This is a genomic window from Paenibacillus glufosinatiresistens, from assembly GCF_031470375.1.
In the GTDB taxonomy this organism is placed as follows: domain Bacteria; phylum Bacillota; class Bacilli; order Paenibacillales; family Paenibacillaceae; genus Paenibacillus_AQ; species Paenibacillus_AQ glufosinatiresistens.
In genome coordinates this window covers 1-21,667 of the sequence record NZ_JAVFHT010000016.1, presented here as the reverse complement: position 1 = coordinate 21,667, position 21,667 = coordinate 1, and the positions used below count along the sequence as shown (strand labels likewise).

At 60.2% G+C, this 21,667-nt stretch carries 15 protein-coding genes and 1 riboswitch; of the genes, 10 read left to right on the top strand and 5 right to left on the bottom strand.

Annotation, left to right across the window (positions count from 1 at the left end; all coding sequences use genetic code 11):
* Positions 1 to 8: 8 nt before the first annotated feature.
* From RBI05_RS15175 to RBI05_RS15150, 6 genes are all read left to right on the top strand, one after another.
* The gene (locus tag RBI05_RS15175; protein WP_310551728.1) at positions 9 to 638 is read left to right on the top strand and encodes a beta-mannanase; all 630 of its coding nucleotides are present in this window, start codon (positions 9 to 11) and stop codon (positions 636 to 638) included.
* Positions 639 to 873: 235 nt separating this feature from the next.
* Positions 874 to 2,136, top strand: coding sequence for a hypothetical protein (locus tag RBI05_RS15170; protein ID WP_310551727.1), 1,263 nt, complete (start codon positions 874 to 876; stop codon positions 2,134 to 2,136).
* Positions 2,133 to 5,327: a GAP1-N2 domain-containing protein gene (locus RBI05_RS15165; RefSeq protein WP_310551726.1), complete on the top strand. Its 3,195-nt coding sequence runs from the start codon at positions 2,133 to 2,135 to the stop codon at positions 5,325 to 5,327. Before RBI05_RS15170 ends, RBI05_RS15165 begins: the two co-directional genes overlap by 4 nt.
* Positions 5,328 to 5,414: 87 nt before the next feature.
* Positions 5,415 to 5,622: riboswitch (cobalamin riboswitch) on the top strand.
* A 239-nt stretch (positions 5,623 to 5,861) separates the two neighbouring features.
* On the top strand, positions 5,862 to 7,973 hold the full coding sequence (locus RBI05_RS15160) for an S-layer homology domain-containing protein (RefSeq protein ID WP_310551725.1): 2,112 nt from the start codon (positions 5,862 to 5,864) through the stop codon (positions 7,971 to 7,973).
* A 62-nt stretch (positions 7,974 to 8,035) separates the two neighbouring features.
* Positions 8,036 to 8,902 (top strand): DUF4430 domain-containing protein, encoded by an 867-nt coding sequence (locus RBI05_RS15155; RefSeq protein WP_310551724.1) that lies wholly within the window; start codon positions 8,036 to 8,038, stop codon positions 8,900 to 8,902.
* Between the two features lie 240 nt (positions 8,903 to 9,142).
* The gene (locus tag RBI05_RS15150) at positions 9,143 to 10,849 is read left to right on the top strand and encodes a methyl-accepting chemotaxis protein (RefSeq protein ID WP_310551723.1); all 1,707 of its coding nucleotides are present in this window, start codon (positions 9,143 to 9,145) and stop codon (positions 10,847 to 10,849) included.
* Positions 10,850 to 11,150: 301 nt separating this feature from the next.
* Here RBI05_RS15150 and qoxD read toward each other — a convergent pair whose 3' ends face one another.
* The 4 genes from qoxD to qoxA are packed head-to-tail and all read right to left on the bottom strand — an operon-like array spanning position 11,151 to position 15,033.
* Positions 11,151 to 11,444 (bottom strand): cytochrome aa3 quinol oxidase subunit IV, encoded by a 294-nt coding sequence (gene qoxD, locus RBI05_RS15145; RefSeq protein ID WP_150458170.1) that lies wholly within the window; start codon positions 11,442 to 11,444, stop codon positions 11,151 to 11,153.
* A gap of 1 nt (position 11,445) precedes the next feature.
* Positions 11,446 to 12,042 carry a cytochrome c oxidase subunit 3 gene (locus RBI05_RS15140; RefSeq protein WP_310551722.1) on the bottom strand — a complete coding sequence of 199 codons (597 nt, stop codon included), beginning with the start codon at positions 12,040 to 12,042 and terminating at the stop codon, positions 11,446 to 11,448.
* Positions 12,039 to 13,982, bottom strand: coding sequence for a cytochrome aa3 quinol oxidase subunit I (gene qoxB, locus RBI05_RS15135; protein WP_310551721.1), 1,944 nt, complete (start codon positions 13,980 to 13,982; stop codon positions 12,039 to 12,041). Before qoxB ends, RBI05_RS15140 begins: the two co-directional genes overlap by 4 nt.
* 40 nt (positions 13,983 to 14,022) lie before the next feature.
* Positions 14,023 to 15,033 (bottom strand): cytochrome aa3 quinol oxidase subunit II, encoded by a 1,011-nt coding sequence (qoxA, locus tag RBI05_RS15130; RefSeq protein WP_150458167.1) that lies wholly within the window; start codon positions 15,031 to 15,033, stop codon positions 14,023 to 14,025.
* 501 nt (positions 15,034 to 15,534) lie between these two features.
* On the opposite strand from qoxA, the gene RBI05_RS15125 reads away from it, so the two are divergent.
* Positions 15,535 to 16,725, top strand: coding sequence for a polysaccharide deacetylase (locus RBI05_RS15125; RefSeq protein WP_310551720.1), 1,191 nt, complete (start codon positions 15,535 to 15,537; stop codon positions 16,723 to 16,725).
* Between the two features lie 3 nt (positions 16,726 to 16,728).
* Here RBI05_RS15125 and RBI05_RS15120 read toward each other — a convergent pair whose 3' ends face one another.
* A complete protein-coding gene (locus RBI05_RS15120; protein WP_310551719.1) occupies positions 16,729 to 17,382 on the bottom strand; it encodes a TetR/AcrR family transcriptional regulator in 654 nt (217 codons plus the stop codon).
* Positions 17,383 to 17,538: 156 nt separating this feature from the next.
* Between RBI05_RS15120 and RBI05_RS15115 the strand changes: the two genes are divergently transcribed.
* The 3 genes from RBI05_RS15115 (at position 17,539) to RBI05_RS15105 (ending at position 21,527) form a co-directional block, all read left to right on the top strand.
* A complete protein-coding gene (locus RBI05_RS15115) occupies positions 17,539 to 19,020 on the top strand; it encodes an MFS transporter (protein WP_310551718.1) in 1,482 nt (493 codons plus the stop codon).
* A gap of 38 nt (positions 19,021 to 19,058) precedes the next feature.
* Positions 19,059 to 20,786 carry a hypothetical protein gene (locus RBI05_RS15110; RefSeq protein ID WP_310551717.1) on the top strand — a complete coding sequence of 576 codons (1,728 nt, stop codon included), beginning with the start codon at positions 19,059 to 19,061 and terminating at the stop codon, positions 20,784 to 20,786.
* A 180-nt stretch (positions 20,787 to 20,966) separates the two neighbouring features.
* Positions 20,967 to 21,527, top strand: a complete 561-nt coding sequence (locus tag RBI05_RS15105; RefSeq protein WP_150458162.1) for a mismatch-specific DNA-glycosylase — start codon at positions 20,967 to 20,969, stop codon at positions 21,525 to 21,527.
* Positions 21,528 to 21,667: the final 140 nt, after the last annotated feature.

Here is a 21,667-nt window from a genome sequence, read left to right as displayed (position 1 = left end):
ACGACAGCATGGAATTTATTGAACCGGGAGAAGGACGGCCGGCGGTCTCCGATCTGAAGGCCAGCGTCGAAGACCGGGTCTGCACGCTCCGCTGGCACTGGCCGAAAGGCGCCCAGGCGGTCTGCATCGCCAAAATGCCGGAGGGTGCCGGGCCGGATGAGCCGCCGGGCGGCTACAAGCTCTACACCCGCGAAGAATACAAGGCCGCCGGCGGGTACCGCGACCGGATGGAGGAGATCGGACCGGTCCGCTACGCGGTCTACGTCCGGCTCTCCGATGAGGAAGGAACGCGGCTGGTCCGCCGCCCGGACGGCGGGGACCAGGTAACGGTCGGCGCGGGCAAAGCCCGCATCGGCTACTCGGTTCATCGCAGACGCGGGCTGCTGCGCAAGTCGGGAACGGCGCAGATTACAGTCACGGCCGAGACGCCCGTCGATAAGGATGTGCTGTGCTACGTCAAGAAGCGGGGCGGATACCCGCAGGACAAGGAAGACGGCATCCGCTATCCGTTCGTCCGCGATTTCGCCCCCGGCGTGAACGCGCTGCCGCCGATCGAAATCGGGCCGGATGATTATATCCGGCTGTTCTTTACCGACGGACCGCGCCAGGCCCGTTATTACGAGCTGGTGCCGGAGTAGAAGACACAGGCCGAAAGACCGGATACCGAAAGACCGGATGCCCAGAGATCCGGATACCGAATGACCGGACGCCCGGAACCGCAGCGCGCTGTATCCCGAGGGATGCAGGTCCCGCGCTGCGGCCGGGCCCGGCGGGACGGCGGCCGGGAGTCTGGCGCACAGCGTTGAGAACTCCCGGCGCGGTCCGGCCGCGGGGACAAGCGGTCCCGCCGACTGTTTTGGAGGAGGAGAATTCATGTCATTTTTCAGCCGATTCTTGAAGAAGAACCAGCCGCAGCCGCGGCCGCTGTTCTACGATATTGTCTGTCCGTACTGTTTTGCCAAATTTGAACCGGATGAAGTGGTCTTCCGCGCGGCGCACAGCCGGGAGGACGACGAGAACTACGCGCCTTCGGAGGATGCGGTGCTCAACCGCTACCGGGAGCGTTTTGGCCTGGACGGGGTGGATGATCTGGAAGCGATTCTGGACCCCGCCGATATTCCCGAGGAATACCGCCACTACAGCGACCATGTGCTGACGGGACTGACCGACCGCTACGGGGTGCTGACCCGGCGGCGGCTGTGCCCGCACTGCCACAACGAGCTTCCGGTGACCGCCGGCAAGGTGCCGAGCAACATTATTTCGATTATCGGCGCGTCGCAGGTCGGCAAATCCGTCTATATGACCTCCTTGATCCATACGCTCCAGCATACGACGGCCGGGCATTTCGACGCAGCCTGCATGCCGCTGAACGCCGAGATCAGCCGCAAGTTCCGGTCGCTCTACGAAGATCCGCTGTTCGAGCGGGGCGATCTGCTGGCTTCGACGCAGAAGGAGAAGATGCAGGAGCCGTTCATCTTCCAGTTCGTATTCAAGGACGAGAGCAAGCCTCCGCTGACGCTGGTCTTCTTCGATGTGGCCGGCGAGGGCATGGTGGATCAGGATTATCTGGGCCTGCACGGCCAGCATATCAAGAACTCGGCGGGCATTCTGTTCATGGTTGATCCGCTGCAGATCCGTTCCATCCGCGAGAAGATCCGGATCAATCTCGGCGATCATCCGGGTGCGTTCGTCTCCCAGTACGATGAACCGCGCGACGTGGTCCTGACCATGTTCGGCGACTTCATCGCCTACCAGGAGAAGAGCCGGACGGAGATTCCGACCGCCATCGTGCTGGCGAAGAGCGACATGCTCCATTCCCTGAAAGACGAGGACGGCGACTATATCAAGGCGAACAGCAATGTCTTCAATAATTACGTGCACCGGGGGACGCTGAATCTCGGCGAGGTGGACAACATCGACGGCGAAATCCGGCGGTTCATCGGCAAGGTGGACCGGCCGTTCAAGGATACGATGGACGTGTATTTTGCCAATACGGCCTATTTCGCGGTGTCGGCCCTCGGCAGCAACCCGGTCGGCCAGCGCATAGAGGGCGTCGTCAGCCCGATCCGGGTCGATGAGCCGTTCCTCTGGCTGCTCTATAAGCTGAATTTCATTGAGGGGAGCGACCGCGCGTGATCGATTCGGGCATTCTGCAGCAGATGTACACCCGCGAGCGGCGCGGCGTGTTCCGCACGACCGAAGGCTTCGATACGGTGGCCAAGTCGGACAAGCTGGACGGCAATTTTGTCAAAAAAGTGCTGCATCCCTTCTGTCTCTACGACGCCCCGGCGGAGCTCTCCGCAGCGGGAGAGAAGGAGGAATCGAAGTATCCGGCGGCGGTCCATCTGTTCCATACGGACAGCGGAGAGACGGTGATCGGCCGCAGCCTCTACAAGGCCGCGGATTTCACGGGGCTGCGCAGCGCATTCTTCACGCATAACTATATCGTTCCGGCCCTCCGGTCCGAGGATATTGTAACGGAGTACGGCGCGTGGCTGCATGCGGACTTCGCCGACCGTTACGAAGGCGAACCGGGCGGAACGCTGCCTGAGCTGCCGGCAGTGCCGTCTTCCCGCGGAAGGGCGGCTCTCTCCGCAGCGGAGCTGGCCAAGCTCGGCATTGACCGGGCTACCTTCCAGGCGCTGCTGCAGGCGGCGATGAACGCCGTCTCCGGCAAGAAGAAGATGTATGTGACCCTGGACGTTCCGGTCGGAGAACTGCCGAACCGGGCGGCGGATGTGACCGAGCTGCTGATGTCGGCGCTCCCGCAGGAGTTCCGCCGCCGGCTGGGCGTGCTGACCTATGCCAGTGAACCGCAGAGCCGCAAATACATTCATCTGACCTTTGTCGAGAGCGGCAGCCTGCGTCCGGGAGACCGGAATATCGAGAAGGATTACGGGTTCGATCTGGCAGGCGGCCGGACCTGGAACGCGGACTTCGGAGATGGCCCGCAGCCGTATGCCGAGCTCATCTGGGAGCTGCTTCAGCGGAACCGGGAAGAGGCCGAAGCGTTCGCGGACTGGGCGGACCGGCTGCTGCGCGGCGAGAAGGCCGAGCGTCGTCTGTCAGTATCCGCCTATAATGAACTGGCCGTCTATTACCGGCTTGCGGGGGGAGAGGAGGCGCTCTACGAACAGGACCGCGGAGCTGTGCTGAACAGCCTGCTGGACTGGCTGCCGGACGCCGCGTCTGTGGAAGCCAGAGCGCCACTGCATGATCTGCTGCTGGGGCTTCTGGACCGGGAGTATGCCGCGGTGCGGAGCAAGAGCATGCCGCTGCCCGCCGTTATGGGCGCTTACCGGCGCCATTTCGGCCTGGAGGGGCACAGCAACCGGGGCCGGGCGGTCGATTACTTCATCCATGGTCTGCTGAATGCGGAGATTGCGGGGCGCACCGATCTGCTGGAGGAAGGCTACCGGCTGGTCGAGAGCGACGGCGAGCTGGCCGCCGCCTTCTTCCGGCGGGTGCTGGCGATGCCGGACTTCACCCGCCTGCTGTTCCAGCCCTATATGGAGCGCCGCCTGACGGAGGCCTCCGGCGCGGGCGAGGTGATGGCGTTCGCCGTCCATTGGGGACGGTTCATGCCGGAGGCGGCCCGGCTTCAAGCCTTCCGGGGCGCTGTCCTGGACTTTCTGATCGAGAAGCTGCAGACGGAGGAGGACCCGGTCCGCGCCGTCGCCGATATGCATGACGAGGCCGAGAAGGCGGAGAAGGCGCGGCGGCGGGGGGGCTATCCGGCGGAAGCGCTGGCGTTTCAGCAGGAGCTGCTCACGGCGTCCGACCGCTATCTGCTGCATTGCCTGACGCTGGAGACGCTGACGCCGGATCAGCTGCTCGACATTCCGTTCGTCCGCTATCCGGCGGACATGACGGAGTGGAAGCCGGCGCTGAGCCACCACGACCGCTCCAAGGCCAAGGTACTGCGGGCGGCTTACCGGTGGTTCGGGGAAGAGGAGCCGGACGAGCATATCTTCGACGAACTGACGCCCAAGGAGCTGGATGAGGTCCAGCTCCTTGGCCGCCGGTGGCTGCAGGAGTCGCCCGGAGCGGAGCCCTTTGCGCTGCTGCCGCTGGCGTATTACCACAGCCGGGCCGACCGTGAAGGAGGCCAGCTGGAATATGCGGCGCTGCTCGCCGAGGTGCGGCGCAAGTCCGGCGGCAGCCGGGAGACGATGTACCGGTTCCTGGAATGGTCGCAGGACCGGCCGCTCTTCCTGAAGGAGCCGGGCCGGCTGGAGCCGGGCTACCGGCAGGCGATTGTGAAAGACTTGGTGACCCATGACCGGGAAGCCTTCAAGTCGCGCGAGTTCCGCAAAAACCATGAAGCCGCCGCCGGGCCCGCTCTGCTCAAAGCCTATGCGGAGGCCCGCAGCCGTCTGGCGACGCCTGTGGAGCAGTGGGTCCGCCGCTGGCGTCGGCCGCTGCTGATTCTGGTTCCGGCGATCCTGGTGCTGGCCGGAGGGATCGCGGCGCTGGCCGGCCTTCTGGGCAAGGACGACCCGAAGACAGCGCCCGCCGGAGAAGCGGGAACCCCGGCTGCGGCGTATATCCTTCCCGCCGATCCGGGGGAAGACGGAGGAACGGCGCGTCAGGTGCTCCTGACCTTCCGCACCGCCGCTGACTGCGGCTCGTTCACGGCGGGCGGGGAAATATCAGTGCAGCCAGGCGGCAAGGGCGAGTGGAAGGGGCCCTTCCCGCTGATCTCGGCGGTGCACTCCTGCGGGAACGCAGGCGCGTCCGCCCGTGCCGATTCTTCCGCCGGGCCGGAGACGGTGCTGAACGAAGGGCAGGAGGCTGGCGCGGAGAGCGCCGCACCGCCGCCTGACGGCGCCAGCCCGGCGCCTGCCGCCGGCACGGATACGGCGGAGAACGCCGGCGGATCGCCGTCGCCCGCTGCGGCAGTCTCGCCGATGCCGGCCGCTTCCCCGGCGCTGCCGGGAGCGGACGCATCTGCGGGCGCAGCCGAAGGAACAGCCGCCCCGGCGTCCGGCCCGGCCGCTGTGCAGGCGGTTCCTTTTGTATCCGGCTTGTCGTCCTCCTATCAAGTGCTGCTGACGTTCAATGCGGCGATAGACCTGAAGCCCGGGGATAAATTCAGTATGGACCTTGCTTCTGAACCGGCGGAAGCTACAGCCTCGCCCCAAGATCCCGGCACCGTGGGAACGATGGTCTACCGCAGCATGACCGGAGAGCTGGAAGAGCTGCCCGCATCGGCGGAGCTGTCCGCCAGCACCGGGCCGGCCGCAGCGCCGGCGGCTTCTCCGGCGGGTTCCCTGAGCCCGGCCGGAACGGCTTCGGCGCCGTCCGCTTCCCCCGCGGGGGAGTAAGCGGGAAGAAGATTTCTATCCGGCAGGGAAATGCCGGGTGTGGACAGCGGGACCTTTTACCGATATGATAAGGAATGTTCAAATTGAATACGGGATTCATTCAAAGGTGCGATCTGTCCGCCAAGACGGCCAGTCGCTTAATAGGGAAGCCGGTGAAAGACCGGCGCGGTCCCGCCACTGTAAATGCTTAGCCCCCCTCCAAGCAAGTAGGCCACTGTTCGCCCAGCGAACGGGAAGGCGGAGGGCCGGCGTCTGAGGCATGAGCCAGGAGACCTGCCTTTTGATGTATATTCGCCGCTCTTCGGGGTGTGAGCGCGGCGAAGAAGTGCGGAGCCCGGGCAGTCATGCGGACAGCATGCGCGCCAGATTCCGACGATGGAAATGAAGCAGACGGACCCGTCAACGCCGCCCCTTAAGGGGCGGCGTTATTTGTTTCGCGGGGAGAGGAGCCGTCTGCGGAAGAGGCAAGCGCGAACGCGCCAGCATCCGGACTAATAACCGGCCGAAGCAATCGGCCAAGGGGAGGAAGAACAGATGAAACAACGCATGATCCAATCGTGGAGCGCCTGTATGGCGGTTCTGATGCTGACGGTCCTGCTGCTGGGAGGCTGGGGGACTGCCGGGACGGCGTCCGCCGCGAGCGGCAGCGAGGCTGCGCAGGCGGCCAAAAGCGCGGCAGCCTATTTACTGAAGGGAGGAATCTCCTCCGACTGGCAGGCCATCGGCCTGATCCGGAGCGGACAAGCCCTGCCGGAACGTTATAAAACGGATCTCGTTCAGGAGATCAAGGCCTCCAAGGGAACGTATTCCAAGGTGACCGAATATTCGCGGCGGGTGCTGGCTGCAGCGGCAGCCGGACTGGATGCCACCAATATCGGCGGCTATAACCTGGTCCAAGGCATTTATAATCATGCGAAAATGACTTCCCAGGGACTCAACGGCCCGATCTACGGGCTGCTTGCGCTTGATGCGGGCGGGTATGCCGTACCGGCATCGGCGCCGTGGAATGCGGACAAGCTGATTGCCGAGATTGTGTCCAAGCAGCTTCCGGACGGCGGATTCGCTCTGATGGGAGATAAGAGCGATCCGGACCTTACGGCCATGGCGCTGACTGCGCTGTCTGCCCACCGCGATCAGACGGCGGCCGCTGCGGCGGTGGACAAGGCAGCCGATTGGCTGTCCGTCCAGCAGCAGGCCGGCGGCGGCTACGGCGACAGCAGCGAGAGTGTGGCGCAGGCCATCATCGCCCTGACCTCGGCGGGCATTGATCCGACCGAAGCCCGGTTCACCAAATCGGGCGTCAGCCTCGTGGACCGGCTGCTGAGCTACCGGAATGGAGACGGCGGCTTCGGCCATACGCTGAAGGCCAAGTCGGATGAATTGGCGACCGAGCAGGCTCTGCTTGCCCTGGATGCCTATACGATGCTGAAGGAAGGCAAGGGAGCGTTGTATCGGTTCCCGGTATCCCCGGCCGCTTCGGCGGCGGACACAGCCGGGAAGCCGCGCGTCCAAATCGTCATTGAAGGACCGGAGAAGCCGGTTCTGGAATCGGAGCTTGCAGCCGCGAACGTCCTGGATGCCCTGAAGGTGCTGAATCAAGCGCCCGGAATTGGGCTGGAGATCTCCCACGCTTCGTTTGGGGACTACGTCTCGGGTGTGAAGGGGGTCCAGAACGGACTGTACGGCGGCTATGACGGCTGGAGCTACGCGGTTCAGCGGGCCGGAGAATGGATCTTCCCGTCGGTCGGAATGGATAAGTTCGAACTGAAGACAGGCGACCGCGCGGTGGTCTATTACGGCGGCGGAGATACGCAGGTGGTCGATGCGGTATATGCCGAGCCGGCGCTGCCGGAGCACGGCAAGCCGTTCCGGGTGCATGTGACCAAGGCGGCGATGGATTGGGAGAGCGGGAAGGCGAAGACCGCTCCGGCCGCCGGCGTTACGGTCAAGGTCGGAAGTGCTGCGGCGGTAACGGACGCAGACGGCAATGCCGCTTTTGCCGCTATCCCGTCGGGCGGACAATATGCGCTTGAAGTGAACGGTTACCGGAAGGGCCAGGCGCCGGATGTAGTTCGATATACGGGAACTCTGGCCGTGCTGCCGCTCTATGCGGACAGCGCGCAGATAGCCGACTGGGCCGCAGCTTCGGTGAACAAGGTGTACGCAAGCAAGCTGATGGACGGCATTTCGGACGGCGGGAAGGTACGCTTCGCGCCGAAGGCTTCCCTGACGCGGGCCCAGTTCGCCGCGCTGCTGGTGCGGCTGTCGGGCGTGTCCGCTGAAGGCGCGGCCCAACCGGGCTTCACGGATGTGAAGCCGGGAGCCTGGTATTACAGCTATGTCGCCAAAGCCAAGGAGCTGGGCTTCGTGGGCGGCGTTACGGCCACGAGCTTCCAGCCGAACGCTCCGATCAGCCGCCAGGATATGGCGGTTATGCTCGCCCGCTCTTACGGTCTCAAGGCTTCGGCGTCTGCGCCAAGCTTCAGCGACCAGAAGCAGATCGCCGCTTACGCGCGCGATGCCGTTCGGGCCGCCGCCGAGAAGGGCTATCTCTCGGGCGCGTACGGCAAGTTCTTGCCGGATGCGCCGGTGACGCGGGAAATGGCGGCTGTCGTGGCCGACCGTCTTCAGCAGGATGCCGATTAACCGGATAACGGAAGCGGGGCATGAACCCGGTTCAGACTGAACAGGAGGAGGAGGAGGACGCTATGCGGCTTGAGAAGACATACCCTGGACATCGCCGGGGCGCGGCGCGCCTGCGTCCCCGCCGGGCGCTTGCGGCCCTGCCGCTTGCGCTTGCACTGCTGGCCGGCTGCTCGTCGCCGGCGGACGAGCCGTCCGCAGCTGGACAATCGGCTGCGGCCTCTGCCCTGCCGGCTTCGCCGGCAGGGACGTCCGCCGCGTCGCCATCGTCCGCCGCCTCGCCTGCGGCGGCGCCCGCCGCGTCAGCCGCGGTTGGCGCGGCCGGAAAGGCGCCGGCAGGCAGCGGCGCCGGGAAGGCGGCCGCAGGCGCTGCACCGGCGGCCCGCCCGTCCGGCGCGCCAGCGGCCGCGCCGGCTGCTTCCGGCGTCTCGGCGAAGCCGGACGCCGCCAAGCCGCGGGCGTCGGCGAAGCCCGCGCAGAAGCCCGTCGCCGGACCGAAGGCGGCGGAGAAGACGGCTGCGCCGGCCGGCGGGGCGGATAGTCCGCGTGCGGCGGCCAGCCCGAGACCGGCTGCCGCGTCGCCGGCAGCCCGCAGCGTTACGCTGTCGGTCACGGGCGGTAGCGGCCGGGGCGTGATTCTGCCGCCGACCGAAGTGGAGATCAAGGAGGGCGACAGCGTTCTTGAAGTTCTGAAGAAGCTGACTCGCAAGAAGAAGATTCAGATGGAGTTCCGGGGAAGCGGGGCGCTCGGGTACGTCGAAGGCATCGACAATCTGTATGAGCTGGACGAGGGTCCCGAGAGCGGCTGGCTGTTCAGCGTCAACGGAGAATTCCCGGATAAGAGCGCCGGGGCGTACACACTGAAGCCGGGAGATAGCGTGGAGTGGCGGTATACCCTGGACGGAGGCAAGGACGTTGGCAAGACCCGCTAGAGCGGCAACTGGAACCGGCGCGCCGAAGCGGACGGCTCCAACCTGACAGAGACCGGCGGATTCGCAGCGGATGCGAATTCGCCGGTCTTTTGTTTATTTCAAAGGAACCTTCCCGGGATTTTGTCAGTTGATTCAATTAATTGGAATGAAATTAGTGATTGAAAAAACTAAAATATTTCATGAAACGACCGATAATGAGAGGGGATTTGTAATTTACGCAGCAGGAGAGTGAGTAGCAGTTTGAAGAACCTGAAGATTACCTACAAGCTTGCCATCATGGTGATGATCATCTTGTATGCGCTGATCAGCGTCGGTGTATACGGGACTACCTCCGGCCAGCAGTTGGCCAGCCGTGCTACAAGTATGTACAATCAGAATTTGCTTCCGGGACGATGGGTCGACCGCATTCAGCTTAATACTCAAGTGATGGAGTCGGATTTACTGTCGCTCATGCTCAATTCCGACTCTTCCAAGGAGAATGAGCTGCTGAGCGACATTGAGAGCCGAAGCAAGGATAATGAGACCGTAGTAGGCAGGCTCGCCGGAATCCGGTCGGACTCGCTGGATGTCGAGGGAAGCATGAAGCAGTTCCAGACGATTGTCGGCCGCTATCAGGCCAAGCGGGATGAAATTATCAGTCTGGTCAAGAGCGACCGGAACGAGGACGCCTACAAAACGTACATCAGCGAGTTCACCACGCTTAAGGAACAGATGCACAGCTTCCTCGACGGGATCTCTCTGAAGCTTGAACAGATTGCCGTTGCCAATTATAAAGATGCGAACGAGAAGGCGGACCAGGTGCGCAGCATCAGCATTGCCCTCATTGTTGTTTTTACGCTGCTGAGTGTGCTGGCGGTGTGGTATACCTCGCGTCTGATTACGAAGCCGCTGTCGATTCTGAAGAAATCCATTCAGGAAGCCCAATCCGGCGATCTTACGGCTTCGGTTCCGTATCGCTCCCGGGATGAGATCGGACAGATCAGCAGCTCTTTCAATGCAATGCTGGAGAGCCTGCGCAGCATGATGCGGAGAGTTACCGAAACGGCGATGACGCTGTCGTCCTCCTCGGAGCAGATGACAGCCAGCGCCGAGCAGACCTCGCTGGCCTCCCGGCTGATCGCGGAAGCGGCATCCGAGATGGCCGAGGGCTTCGTCACGCAGAAGAGCGGCATTGCCGAGACGAATGCTTCAGTGCGGACGATGGCCGAAGACCTGCAATCTGTCGAGCAGGGCAGCGTGAAGATGTACGAGCTGATGAATCTGGCGGCGCAATCGGCCGACCAGGGCAGCGGCAAGGTGGGACAGGTCAGCTCGCAGATGAGCGAGATCAATGCCAACGTGTCTTCGACCCGGGAGGTCATCAGCACGCTGGCCCGGCTGTCGGACGAGATCGGGGTCATCAGTACGACGATCAACGACATTGCCGGACAGACGAATCTGCTCTCGCTGAATGCCTCCATCGAGGCGGCACGGGCCGGAGAGGCCGGGCGCGGCTTCGCCGTGGTGGCCGGAGAGATCCGCAAGCTTGCCGACGAGACGGCCCAGAGTTCGCTGCATATCGCCGATATCATCGGCAAGATTCAGACCCAGACCGGGCAAGCCGTAGAAGCGATGGCGGTCGGCGCCGAGCTGGCGCTGGAAGGGGTTGAAGGCAGCCGCGAGATTTCGGGCGCTTTTCAGGAGATTGTCGCGGCGATCGGAGATGCCATCCAGCAGACGGAAGCCATCGCCCGCTCGGTAGGACAGATCAGCGGCGAGAGCGGCGATCTGGTGGATGTGATGGAAGTCTTGGCCGATGTCTCCTCCAAGGGCGCAGCCAGCGTCGAAGACGTCAGCGCCTCCAGCGAGGAGCAGACTTCCGCCATGGAGGAAATGACGGTCTCCGCCAAGTATCTGGCAACCTTAGCGGAGGAGCTGCAGCAGCAGTTGGAACGCTTCAAGCTGTAAGCGGGCGGACTGCCCGGCAATTCAAAAGAGGACGTCTCAAACGTCCGAATTTTAATACTTTGCAGGAAGTCCTTCTTTAAAAAGTAAGCAAAAGCTCCAGCCCATGGATATCCTTGGACTGGAGCTTTCTTGTTTGGTCTAACGCATGTTTCTTTGGGTTTTGAACATTTCGCCGACGCCTGCCGAGAGACGAACGATTGCGGACAAGCGGCAGCGGCCGCCTTTAGAACACAAGTTGAACTCCTAGACAAAAGAAAGGGGCCGTCTTTTGGGACGACCCCTTTTGCGTGCAGGAATGAACTTAGCTGTACCAGCCCCAGATGAAGATGAACAGCGTACCGAAGATGGTGCCAAGACCGACGAACAGCGCATAGGCGATGTTGACGTACAGTTCCTTCTTGGAGTTCGCATCTTCGCCGATATGCATGAACAGGAAGAGCTGCAGAGCGGCCTGGATGATGGCCGTTACGCTCAGCACGATCACATTGCCGGTGTGTGACAAATCGCCGTAGATGACAACCAGCGCAGCCGCCGAAAGGACGAGGGAGGCGATATATCCCAGCACATGACGAATCGGAAATAACTGTTTCAGCATGCTACATCAGTCCTTTCAGGTAGACGAAGCTGAATATGAAGATCCAGACCACGTCCAGGAAGTGCCAGTACAGCGAGAAGATGAACGACTTGTTGGCTGTCGCCGGGTTGATGCCTTCCCGCAGAAGCTGGATAAAGATTGCCGAACCCCAGAGGAAACCGAAGGTTACGTGCGCTCCGTGCGTTCCAAGCAGAACGAACAGGCTGGAGAGGAAGCCGCTGGTCTGCAGCGTTGCCCCTTCATCCACGTAAGTGAAGAACTCGGTAATTTCGATTCCAAGGAAGCCGAGGCCCATCAGCAGCGTGAGGCCGAGAAACACCATCATCGCTTTCTTGTAGTTGTGGCGCATGGCATGGACCGCCAGGCCAATGGTGAAAGAACTGGTCAGGAGCAGGAAGGTCTCCCAGAGCACCGGACCGATCTCGAACAGCTCCTCCCCGCTTGGCCCGGAGGCAAAGCGGTTCACGAGCACGAAGAAGACGGTGAACAGGGTGGCGAACAGAACGATTTCCGCTCCAAGGAACACCCAGAAGCCAAAGATTTTGTTGCTGTTCTCATGTGTTGAATATTCCAGCGGTTTGGAGGTGTCTACCTTCATATCTGCTTACCCCCCAGTTTCTTTTCGGTGGCGGCAATTTCATCCGCCGAGATATAGAAGCCGTGATCCCGGTCAAACGACATGGCTGCCATGACAATCAGGATGCCGACGCCTGCCACAATGGCCGATTTCCACATGCTGAATACCATGAAGAAGCCAAAGAAGAAGAAGATAACGCCGAGAATGAACGGCTTGCCGGTATTGCTCGGCATGTGAATTTTGGCCAACGGTTTCTTGAAAATCGGCTTGTTGCCGTATTTCGATTCCCAGAACGGGTCGAGCGTCTCGACTTCCGGTTCAATGGCAAAATTGTAAGCCGGGATCGGACTGTGCGTTGCCCATTCCAGCGTTCTCGCGTTCCACGGATCTCCCGTCTTGTCGCGCGGCTGGTAGCGGGTGCTCCAGTAAATGTTGTACACCAGAATCACAAAGCCGATAGCCAGACCCACTGCGCCTGCGAAGGACAGCATGTTGAGCGGCCCGAAGCCGGTCTCTTCCGAGTACGTGTACATCCGGCGCGTCATTCCCTTCAGACCGAGAATGAACAGCGGGAAGAACGTAACGTTGAAGGAGATAATGATCCACCAGAACGCATGCTTGCCGAGACGTTCGTTAAGCCGGAAGCCGAACACTTTCGGGAACCAGTAGTGGAAGCCCGCGATGACGGCGAAGACGGCGCCCGGAATCAGCACGTAGTGGAAGTGAGCGACCAGGAACATCGTGTTGTGGTACTGGTAGTCCGCACTAGCCATCGCCAGCATAACGCCGGTAACGCCCCCGATTGTAAAGATCGGAATAAAGGCCAGCGAGTAGAGCATCGGTGTCGTAAATTCAATTCGCCCTTTGCGCAGAGTGAACAGCCAGTTGAAGATCTTGACGCCGGTCGGAACGGCGATGGCCATCGTCGAGATGGAGAAGAAGCTGTTGACCATAACGCCCTGGCCCATCGTATAGAAGTGATGCGCCCATACGAGGAAGGACAGCAGGGAGATAACGACCATACTGGCGACCATGGATTTGTAGCCGTACAGATTCTTTCTCGCGAAGGTCGCGATAATTTCACTGTAGATACCGAAGGCCGGGAGAATAACGATATAGACTTCCGGATGGCCCCAGACCCAGAACAGGTTCGCCCAGAGCATATCCATGCCGCCGTTGGCCATGGTGAAGAACTGGGAGCCGAACAGGCGGTCGAACATCATCAGCGCCAGAGCGACGGTCAGAACCGGGAAGGCGAAGACGATAATGACGTTGGTGATCAGCACGGACCAGGTGAACATCGGCATCTTCATCAGCTTCATGCCCGGTGCGCGCATCTTCAGAATCGTGACGATGAAGTTGACCCCGGTCATCAGGGTACCGATACCGGAGATCTGCAGCGCCAAGGAATAATAGTTGTTGCCTACCGTCGGGCTGAATTCCAGACTCGCCAGCGGGAAGTAAGCCGACCAGCCGGCGTCAGGCGAACCGCCGACGACGAAGGAGATATTGAGAAGCATCGCCCCGAAGAAGAACAGCCAGAAGCTGACGGCGTTCAGCCGGGGGAAGGCGACGTCGCGCGCGCCGATCTGCAGCGGTACCACGACGTTCATAAGGCCGATAATAAACGGCATCGCCATGAAGAGAATCATGATGAGGCCGTGGGTCGTGAAGACCTCGTTGTAATGCTGGGCGTCCAGGAACTTCATTTCCGGGGCAGCGGTCTGCAGACGCATCATCATGGCATCGACGCCGCCGCGGAACAGCATGAGCAGCGCGGCGAGGATGTACATAACGCCGATCCGCTTGTGGTCCACGGTCGTCAGCCATTCGCGCCAGAGATAGCCCCATTTTTTGAAATAGGTCAGGCCGACGAGGATGCCGATCGATACGAGCACGATGCTGACCATAGCGCCGTAGATCAGAGGTTCGCCGTGAACCTTGAATTTATCCAAATCCATTGGGATGACTCCTTTCAGGGAATGTTCAGCAGCAATTTGTTTAATGATTGTGTGCGGATTCATCCGCCGGAGAACTTGGAAGCGGCGAGTTCACAACCGGAGCGGGCTTGTCATCAAACTCCGTTTCTTCCTCCGGAGCGGGAGAAGGATGGATATCCTTGTTCTCCTGATGATCCATGTTGCCGTTGTCCATATCGTCGTCCTTATCCATATCCATGTGCTCGCTGTGTTCGCCCGGAGGCGGGCTGAATTCGAGATGGTTGGTGGAGAAGGTCTCGCGTCCGACATGGGCGGTCTCCAGCAGCGATTTGAACTTCTCTTCGGTCAGAGGAGAAGCGGTATCCTTGACATCCTTGACCCATTCGTCGTAATCCTTGCTGCTCATCGAAGTCGCGGTGAATTCCATTTGGGCGAAGCCCTTGCCGCTGAAGTTGGAGTTGCGTCCCAAGAAGTCTCCCTGGGTCTCCGCCACCAGATTCAGATAAGTGGTCATGTCGCTCATGGCATACTTCTGGCCGGCAAGCTGCGGAATCCAGAAGCTGCTGATCGGTCCGAACGAGTACAGACGGAATTCAATCGGACGGTTGACCGGGAAATTGACGTAGTTGACGGTCTCGATGCCTTCCTCCGGGTAGCTGAAATGCCATTTCCAGTTGGACGAGGAGGCGTAAATGACGAGCGGTTTCTGGTCTTTATAGTCGCTCGCTACGTTCTCTACGGCACTCGTTGTTCTGACGGTTACGACGGACAGGAACGCCACGATAATAATCGGAATGGCGATCCAGGTCGCTTCCAGCCATTTGTTCCCCGGTTCGTGAGGCGGAATGTAGCCCTCATTGGTCTTCTTGGCGCGGTATTTGACCAGCACGAAGATGTAGAGGATGTAGACGACGGCAAGAACGCCGAGCATCACGAGAATCGAGAGGATAATCGTGTCGGAGAGCGTCTTGGCCGCTGGCCCCTTCGGATTCAGCACGGTGAGCGAGCTGCAACCCGGAAGCAGCAGGAAAAGGCTGAAAAACAATGCGTATAACGGCCCTCTTTTGTTCATGTCGAACTCCTTTCCTTCATTACTGTGCTTATTAAACAAGTTAACCGAAAATCAATGACCTGTATCTATATTAAAAATTTGGATGGGATAATGCAAAAGACATATTATAGAAAATAGCATATTAAATGCTATAAAATTGTACAATGTATGAACTTTATGTGAACTTAATGTTACTAATAGAGGAACGATATGATAAAGATCACTGTAACAGCGCTGTTTTGTGGATTTTTTGAGCAGTTCATAATTCGTTCACGAATTAAAAAAATTACCCAGTTTGTCACAATTAAAATTCCCTGAAGTACCCGATTTCATGCGTCAAAGACGGCTTTCAGCCCGATTCGCCCGAAAGACTCTCTCTTTTGAAGCAGCTGCGCATGTATGGACCCTTATACAGCCGGGTAACAGTTTTTTAACTGCCGGTTACAAACTATCCAATACTGGAAGCGGGCATCTATGTTATGGTGATAGAAACCACATCAGGAGAAGGAGATTCGAGAGAGGATGAGAATGGGAAGAGGATGTCTCGCGCTGCTGGTATTTGTGGCGGCATGGGGCTGTTGGAACATGGGGGAAGCCTCGGCTGCGGGGAAGGCGGCGTGGCGGCTGGGGATTAACGACAAGCTGAGCGGAATCCCGGCGGAGCAGAAGAATGGAAGTTTCTTTGTGCCTGTAAAAGAGTTGGCAGAGCAGCTGGAGCTGACTCTGACGGGGAGTGCGTCTGATCTGACGCTGGCCGGCCGCGGCGGCGAGCTGAGGCTGCTGCCGGGCAGCGGCTTTGCCGTCAACATGACGGCCACAAGCGCGGGCACGCTGCCGATGTATACGGCGAACGGCCGCCTCATGCTGCCGGTCAAGGTGGCAACGCAGTTCGGATATTCGGTCTCCTACCGGCCCGAACTGGGGCTCCTGCGGGTGAGGGACAGAGAAGCCAAGCTGAGCGACGCCGAGTTCGCGGCCAAATATGACACGAAGAAGCTGGCAAGCGCTGCCCCGGCGGCATCTCCCGCTCCGTCTGCCGGAGGCGCGAAGCCTGGCGCTGCGTCTTCCGCCGCAAACGGAGGAACCAAGCCGGCTTCCTCCGGCAAGGTCGTCTATCTGACCTTTGACGACGGGCCCTCGGCGACAACGGACAGGCTGCTTGATTTGTTGGACGAACATGGGGCGAAGGCGACCTTCTTCATGCTGGGGCCGCATATCGCTGCCCATACCGGCGAGGTCAAGCGGATGGTGAAGGCAGGCAACGCTGTCGGTCTGCACGGCATGTCCCATGTCAAAAGCAAGTTCTACGCCTCGCCGGCCTCGGCACTGAACGAAATGAACCGCGACAACGCGGCGCTTCAGTCGGCGGCGGGAATCACGACTCCGCTGATCCGCACGCCTTACGGCAGCAAGCCGTATTTGACCAAGGCCTACCGCGATGCGCTGCTGGAGCAGGGCTTTCTGCTGTGGGATTGGAACGTCGACTCCCTGGATTGGAAGTACAAGACCGACAGCGACCGGATCTACAACCGGATTATGACCCAGATCGCTGGCCTCGGCGCCAAGACGCCGCCCGTTATTCTGATGCACGATCAGGCGGCGACGCTGAAGGTGCTGCCGCGGGTACTGAACACCCTGGACCGGAAGGGATATACATACGGAATTATCACCCGGGATATGGCGCCGCTGAATTTCTGGAAGGATGTCCGGTAGACGTTACGGGTACAGATAGCGGACCAGCATGTCCGCCAGCTCTTCCTTGAGGGAATGGACATCAACAGATTCGGGGGCAAAAGCCATCCGGTCTACGACTACGTCAAAGGTCTCGTAAATAAGGGCGGCGGCGGCTTCGAGATTGCGGACGAGCAGCTTCTCCGGCATTTGCTGCAGGTATTTCAGCGTAATCGCCTGTCCTGCGCTGCGTTGCCGTTCAATCATCTGCTGCAGCTCTTCGTCGCTCAGAGCGAGAACAGCCAGTTCTTTGTGGAACCGGATGAAGACGTCGTGCGATTGGACGAGATTGTCGATCAGCAGGAGCATTTGCGTTCTGCGGTTCAGGGCCGAGCGGTTCAGCTCAAGCAGCGTCGCCTCCATCTTGCCGACCAGCTCTTCGCTGTATATCTGGAGCACTTCCAGGAATACGGCTTTTTTATCCGCAAAATAGGAATAGAAGCTGCCGGTGCTTACGCCGGCGTGGGCGGCGATGTGTTTGCTGTTCGTCTGAAGGTAGCCCTTCTCTGCGAACAACTCCATCGCTGCCCGGATAATGGCTTCTCTTGTACGAACTCCCCGGTCCTGCTGGGGGGTTCTTGGTTTGTCTGCGGCAGTGCTCTGCGCTCTGCGCGGCATGCCATCCATGGAATCAGTCAAGGTCTGACGCCTCCTCATCATACTATATTGTAAAAAAAGAAAACGCATCGTGTCAACGAATATGAACTCCAGTTCAGATTTGTCGTTGACAAAACTGAACTGGAGTTCATATAATCCAAAAGTGAACTAAAGTTCAATTTTGGAGGGAGATTATTTATGAACCTGAAATCTGCTTTATCGTTTACAGCAATCGTTCTCGGCTTCTTCATGGCTCTTCTCGACGGTACGATCGTCAACATTGCGCTGCCGGAAATGACCCGCTATTTCGACGGCGGAGTGGACCGCATCTCATGGGTGGTCAACGCTTATAATCTGGCGTTCGCAGTCTTTATCCTGAGCGCGTCGCGTCTGGCGGACCAGTTCGGACGGAAGAAGGTCTTCCTGCTTGGAACGGCGGTCTTCGGCCTGGCCTCTCTGCTGTCGGGACTTGCGCCGAATCTGGAATTCCTGATTGGAGCCCGTTTTGTTCAAGGATTGGCCGGAGCCATTATCGTCCCGGTGTCCATTCCGCTTGTCACTCAGGCATTTCCCAAGGAGAAGCATGGTCTTATCATCGGATTATGGGGCGCTCTGTCGGGTCTGGCTGCCGCCAGCGGACCGGCGCTGGGCGGGGTGATTACGGACAAGCTGAACTGGGAATGGATTTTCTATGTCAATGTGCCGCTTGCCGCGCTCAGCCTTGTCCTGACCTGGATCTTCATCGGCGAATCCAAGGACCCGACCGCGGGCACTGCCCTCGACTGGCCGGGGATGCTTGCGATCTCCGGAGCTATGTTCAGTATGACGTACGGGCTGATCCGGGTAAGCGACGAGGGCTGGCATTCCCGGTCCGTACTGCTCCTGCTGTTGGGCGCCGCCCTGCTGCTCGCGGTATTCGCCGTCTCGCAGCTTCGGGGGAAGGCGCCGATGCTCTCCATGTCCCTGTTCCGGAGCGGGCCGTTCAGCGCCTCTTCTCTGGCGCTTCTGATTGTCGGAGCAGGGCTGACGAACGTCGCGATTCTCACTTCCTTCTTTCTTACCCGGGTTATGGGAGTATCCGAACTGCGGGCCGGACTGATTCTGTCGGTCATGGCGCTTGGAACCATCGTCACCTCCGCCTTATCCTCTCCGGTTGCGGTTCGATGGGGCTCGCATCTTCCGGCAACCGCAGGCATTGCTCTGCTGATGCTGATGACCTGGTCGCTGTCCGGTCTCGGTGCGGATGCCTCAACCGGAGACGTGGCGCTGCGACTGTTCGCGGCCGGTCTTGGCATCGGAATGACGATGGCGCCGGTGATGACGTCGGCGGTCAACCATGTCCCGGAAGCCAAGATCGGAATGGCGTCAGGCATAGTGAACATGGCCAAAGCGATAGGCAGCGTGCTCGGTGTGGCGATTATCGTGACGATGCTTCAGCAGAATCTGACCGACAGGCTCTCGGATGTTCAGGCGAAGAACGGGAAGGCTGCGGGTACCGGCATGGCAGCGGGCGCGGCCAAGACGGCAACGTACGACGCCTACAGCGATACGTTCGCGGCAGCCGCCTGGCTGCTGCTTCCCGGGATTCCCGCTGCGCTGCTGTGCGATCGCAGTCCGCGCCGCAAGCAGGCGTCAGCGACAGGAAGAGCGGCTGCCGAAGGTTCCCCGCCGGCCGAATAGAGGATTCGGCAATTCCCGCGCTTAACGGCGCGGTTTTTTTGTCTGCTGCCGGCAACCTGGATACTATTGACAAAACCGTCTGGCTGACCACGCTGGCCGCCGGGCTCGCACAGAATACAGGCGGCGGCCTGTACCTCTACGGATGGGCCGAGGTATGGAAATGGGGAGCAGCCCTTACGATCCTCACGGTCTTTCTGTTCAGCTTCACGGTGTTCGCAGGCATGTGCGTGGGCCAGACCCTGCTTCAGGGCCTGGTGGTCTATGCCCTGCTCATTCTGCCCGATGCGCTCGCGGAACTGCTCGGTTCGCTGCTGTCCAATTATCTCTACGGCTTCGGATACGATTGGTGGTGGCGGGAACGGAGTCTCTGGTCTCCCGTCCTTCATATGGTTAATAATTCCTCTTCACCGTTCGGTTGGAGAGAGCTGACGGTATACCTGGCGCTTGCCGTCTGTTGTATCATCCTGGCGGGAGCGCTGTACCGGAAGCGTCCGGTGGAGCGGGCCGGGCAAGCCATTGTCTTCGCCGCTCTCCGGCCGCCCTTCAGGGCCAGCGTGATGCTGTGCTCTATGATGCTGGCGGGCTCCTATATGGGAGATCAGCGCCAGGGAGGAGCGGGATGGACGATCGCCGGATTCGGCATCGGCGCCGCACTCGGCTGCATCGCGGCAGAAATGCTGCTTCAGCGGTCCTTTCAGGTTTTTGGCCGGAAGCTTCTGCTGCGTTTTGCCGGGTATACCGCCGTCATCGGCGGGCTATTATACTTCTGTGTGTCTCCGCTGAACGGCTATGAGAACCGCATCCCGGATATGAACCGGATCGAAGCCGTCTATGCGGGCAGTTATTATGAAGATTACCTCACGGACGGACGGAGCAATTATCATGCCGCTTCCGGCACGGAGATGGGGAGTCCCTTCGAGGACGTAAGTCCGTTCTCGGACGACCCGGCCTACATCGAAGCCGTTCGCCGCCTGCATACGGCCCTCGTCAATACGCGGCCGGACAGAGAACAGAACGGGACTTATTCGGCGGGAGACCGCAATTTCAATTATAAGATTGCCTACAAGCTCAAGAACGGCAGAACGCTCGTCCGCAGCTACTGGATTCCGCTGAAGGGCTTTGAGCCGGAGCTTGCCGCTGTTATGGAAGCCGTGCCGTTCAAAACACGGGAATATATGCTTCCCGAGCTGGACAAGAAGCTGGCCAGCGTTCAATTGTCGGCGAACCAGAAGACCGTATCGATCTGGAACCCGCAGGATATCCGGGAGTTCACTGCCCTGCTGAAGGAAGAAGTCCTGGAGATGAGTCTGGCGGAAGAGACCGACGACCGTGTGGACAGGGCGCTAATTCAACTTATTCCCGAAGAATCGGTCGGCAAGCCGTACCAGTTCTTCTCCAATGTGGCTTGGAAGCCGTCTTACGGGAAGCTGGAAGCCTGGCTGAAGCAGAAGGGCTATGGCGACCGGGTCCGCATTCAGCCTGCGGACATCGAATCGGTGGAGCTGGTCCGGCAGTCTGATTCGTCCGCTCTTCCGGCCGGGAACGCCTACAACCCGGCTGCCTACTTCGGGCAGGCCCGAAGCCAGGGCAAGACCGTCACCAGCCAGAGCGAGGCGGTGTTCAGCGATATTCTGGATCATTACCGCGATTATAAGCCCGAAGCCGGCTCCTGCCTCGTGCTGATGAAGCTGAAGAACGGCGACAGCAATTATTATCGTCTGAAGGCCGGCGATCTGACTTCCCGCGTCAAAGCGCTGCTTCCCTAGGAACGGCGGCCTGCCGTCAGCGGGACCCGCTTGAAGGATCAGGCGCCATAAGCGCGGATGAATCGCCTCCCGGCCGCTCCGGGGGGCGATTTACGATGGTTGGCCCGCTTAATCGCCGGTTAAGGAAGAGAGAGGACAGGCTTGAGAGAGAAGAACAGCAGATCGAAAGGAGGAAGCGGCATGGCAGAGGTAACCGGAAGAGCGGAGAAGGAGCGGCAGGCGGAGCTTCCGCCGGTTCCCGACCATCTGGAGCGGGGGCTCCAGGTCGTCTTCATCGGCTTCAATCCGAGCCTTCGGTCCGGCGAACTCGGGCATCACTATGCCAATCCGCGGAATCGCTTCTGGCGGATTCTGCACCGGGCCGGTCTGACGCCCCGGCTCTACGAGGCTTCGGAGGACGGCGAACTCTTGAAGCTGGGGTACGGCTTCACGAATATTGTGGCGCGCCCGACGCGCGGAATCGAGGATATCGCCCGGCCGGAGTACGCCGAAGGCCGGCGGGCGCTGAAGGAGAAGCTGGAGCGGTACCGGCCGCAGGTGGCCTGTTTTGTCGGCAAGGGCGTCTATACGGAGTTTACCCGCAAGCCGAAGGCGGAGTGGGGATTCCAGGACGGCTTCGAGCCGGCGGTCGACGGCGTCCGGGAGTTCGTCGCGCCATCGTCCAGCGGGCTGGTCCGGATGCCGATGGAAGAGATTGTCGGCATCTACCGGCAGCTCCGCGAGGGGCTGGAAGCGGATTGAACCGGCGCGCAGCTTGCGTGAAGCGCCCGTCCGGGGCCTAAAGGGGCCCCGAATCAAAAAAAAGGGGCTGTCTCAAAAGGGTCATAAAATGACCTGAGAGACAGCCCCGTTTTTTTGCTGGTGGAATACAAAAAGAAACC

Coding starts and splice junctions, on each gene's coding strand:
- RBI05_RS15175 (WP_310551728.1), top strand. CDS start 9: ATGGAATTTATTGAACCGGGAGAAGGACGGCCGGCGGTCTCCGATCTG.
- RBI05_RS15170 (WP_310551727.1), top strand. CDS start 874: ATGTCATTTTTCAGCCGATTCTTGAAGAAGAACCAGCCGCAGCCGCGG.
- RBI05_RS15160 (WP_310551725.1), top strand. CDS start 5,862: ATGAAACAACGCATGATCCAATCGTGGAGCGCCTGTATGGCGGTTCTG.
- RBI05_RS15155 (WP_310551724.1), top strand. CDS start 8,036: ATGCGGCTTGAGAAGACATACCCTGGACATCGCCGGGGCGCGGCGCGC.
- qoxD (WP_150458170.1), bottom strand. CDS start 11,444: ATGCTGAAACAGTTATTTCCGATTCGTCATGTGCTGGGATATATCGCC.
- RBI05_RS15140 (WP_310551722.1), bottom strand. CDS start 12,042: ATGAAGGTAGACACCTCCAAACCGCTGGAATATTCAACACATGAGAAC.
- qoxB (WP_310551721.1), bottom strand. CDS start 13,982: ATGGATTTGGATAAATTCAAGGTTCACGGCGAACCTCTGATCTACGGC.
- qoxA (WP_150458167.1), bottom strand. CDS start 15,033: ATGAACAAAAGAGGGCCGTTATACGCATTGTTTTTCAGCCTTTTCCTG.
- RBI05_RS15125 (WP_310551720.1), top strand. CDS start 15,535: ATGAGAATGGGAAGAGGATGTCTCGCGCTGCTGGTATTTGTGGCGGCA.
- RBI05_RS15115 (WP_310551718.1), top strand. CDS start 17,539: ATGAACCTGAAATCTGCTTTATCGTTTACAGCAATCGTTCTCGGCTTC.
- RBI05_RS15105 (WP_150458162.1), top strand. CDS start 20,967: ATGGCAGAGGTAACCGGAAGAGCGGAGAAGGAGCGGCAGGCGGAGCTT.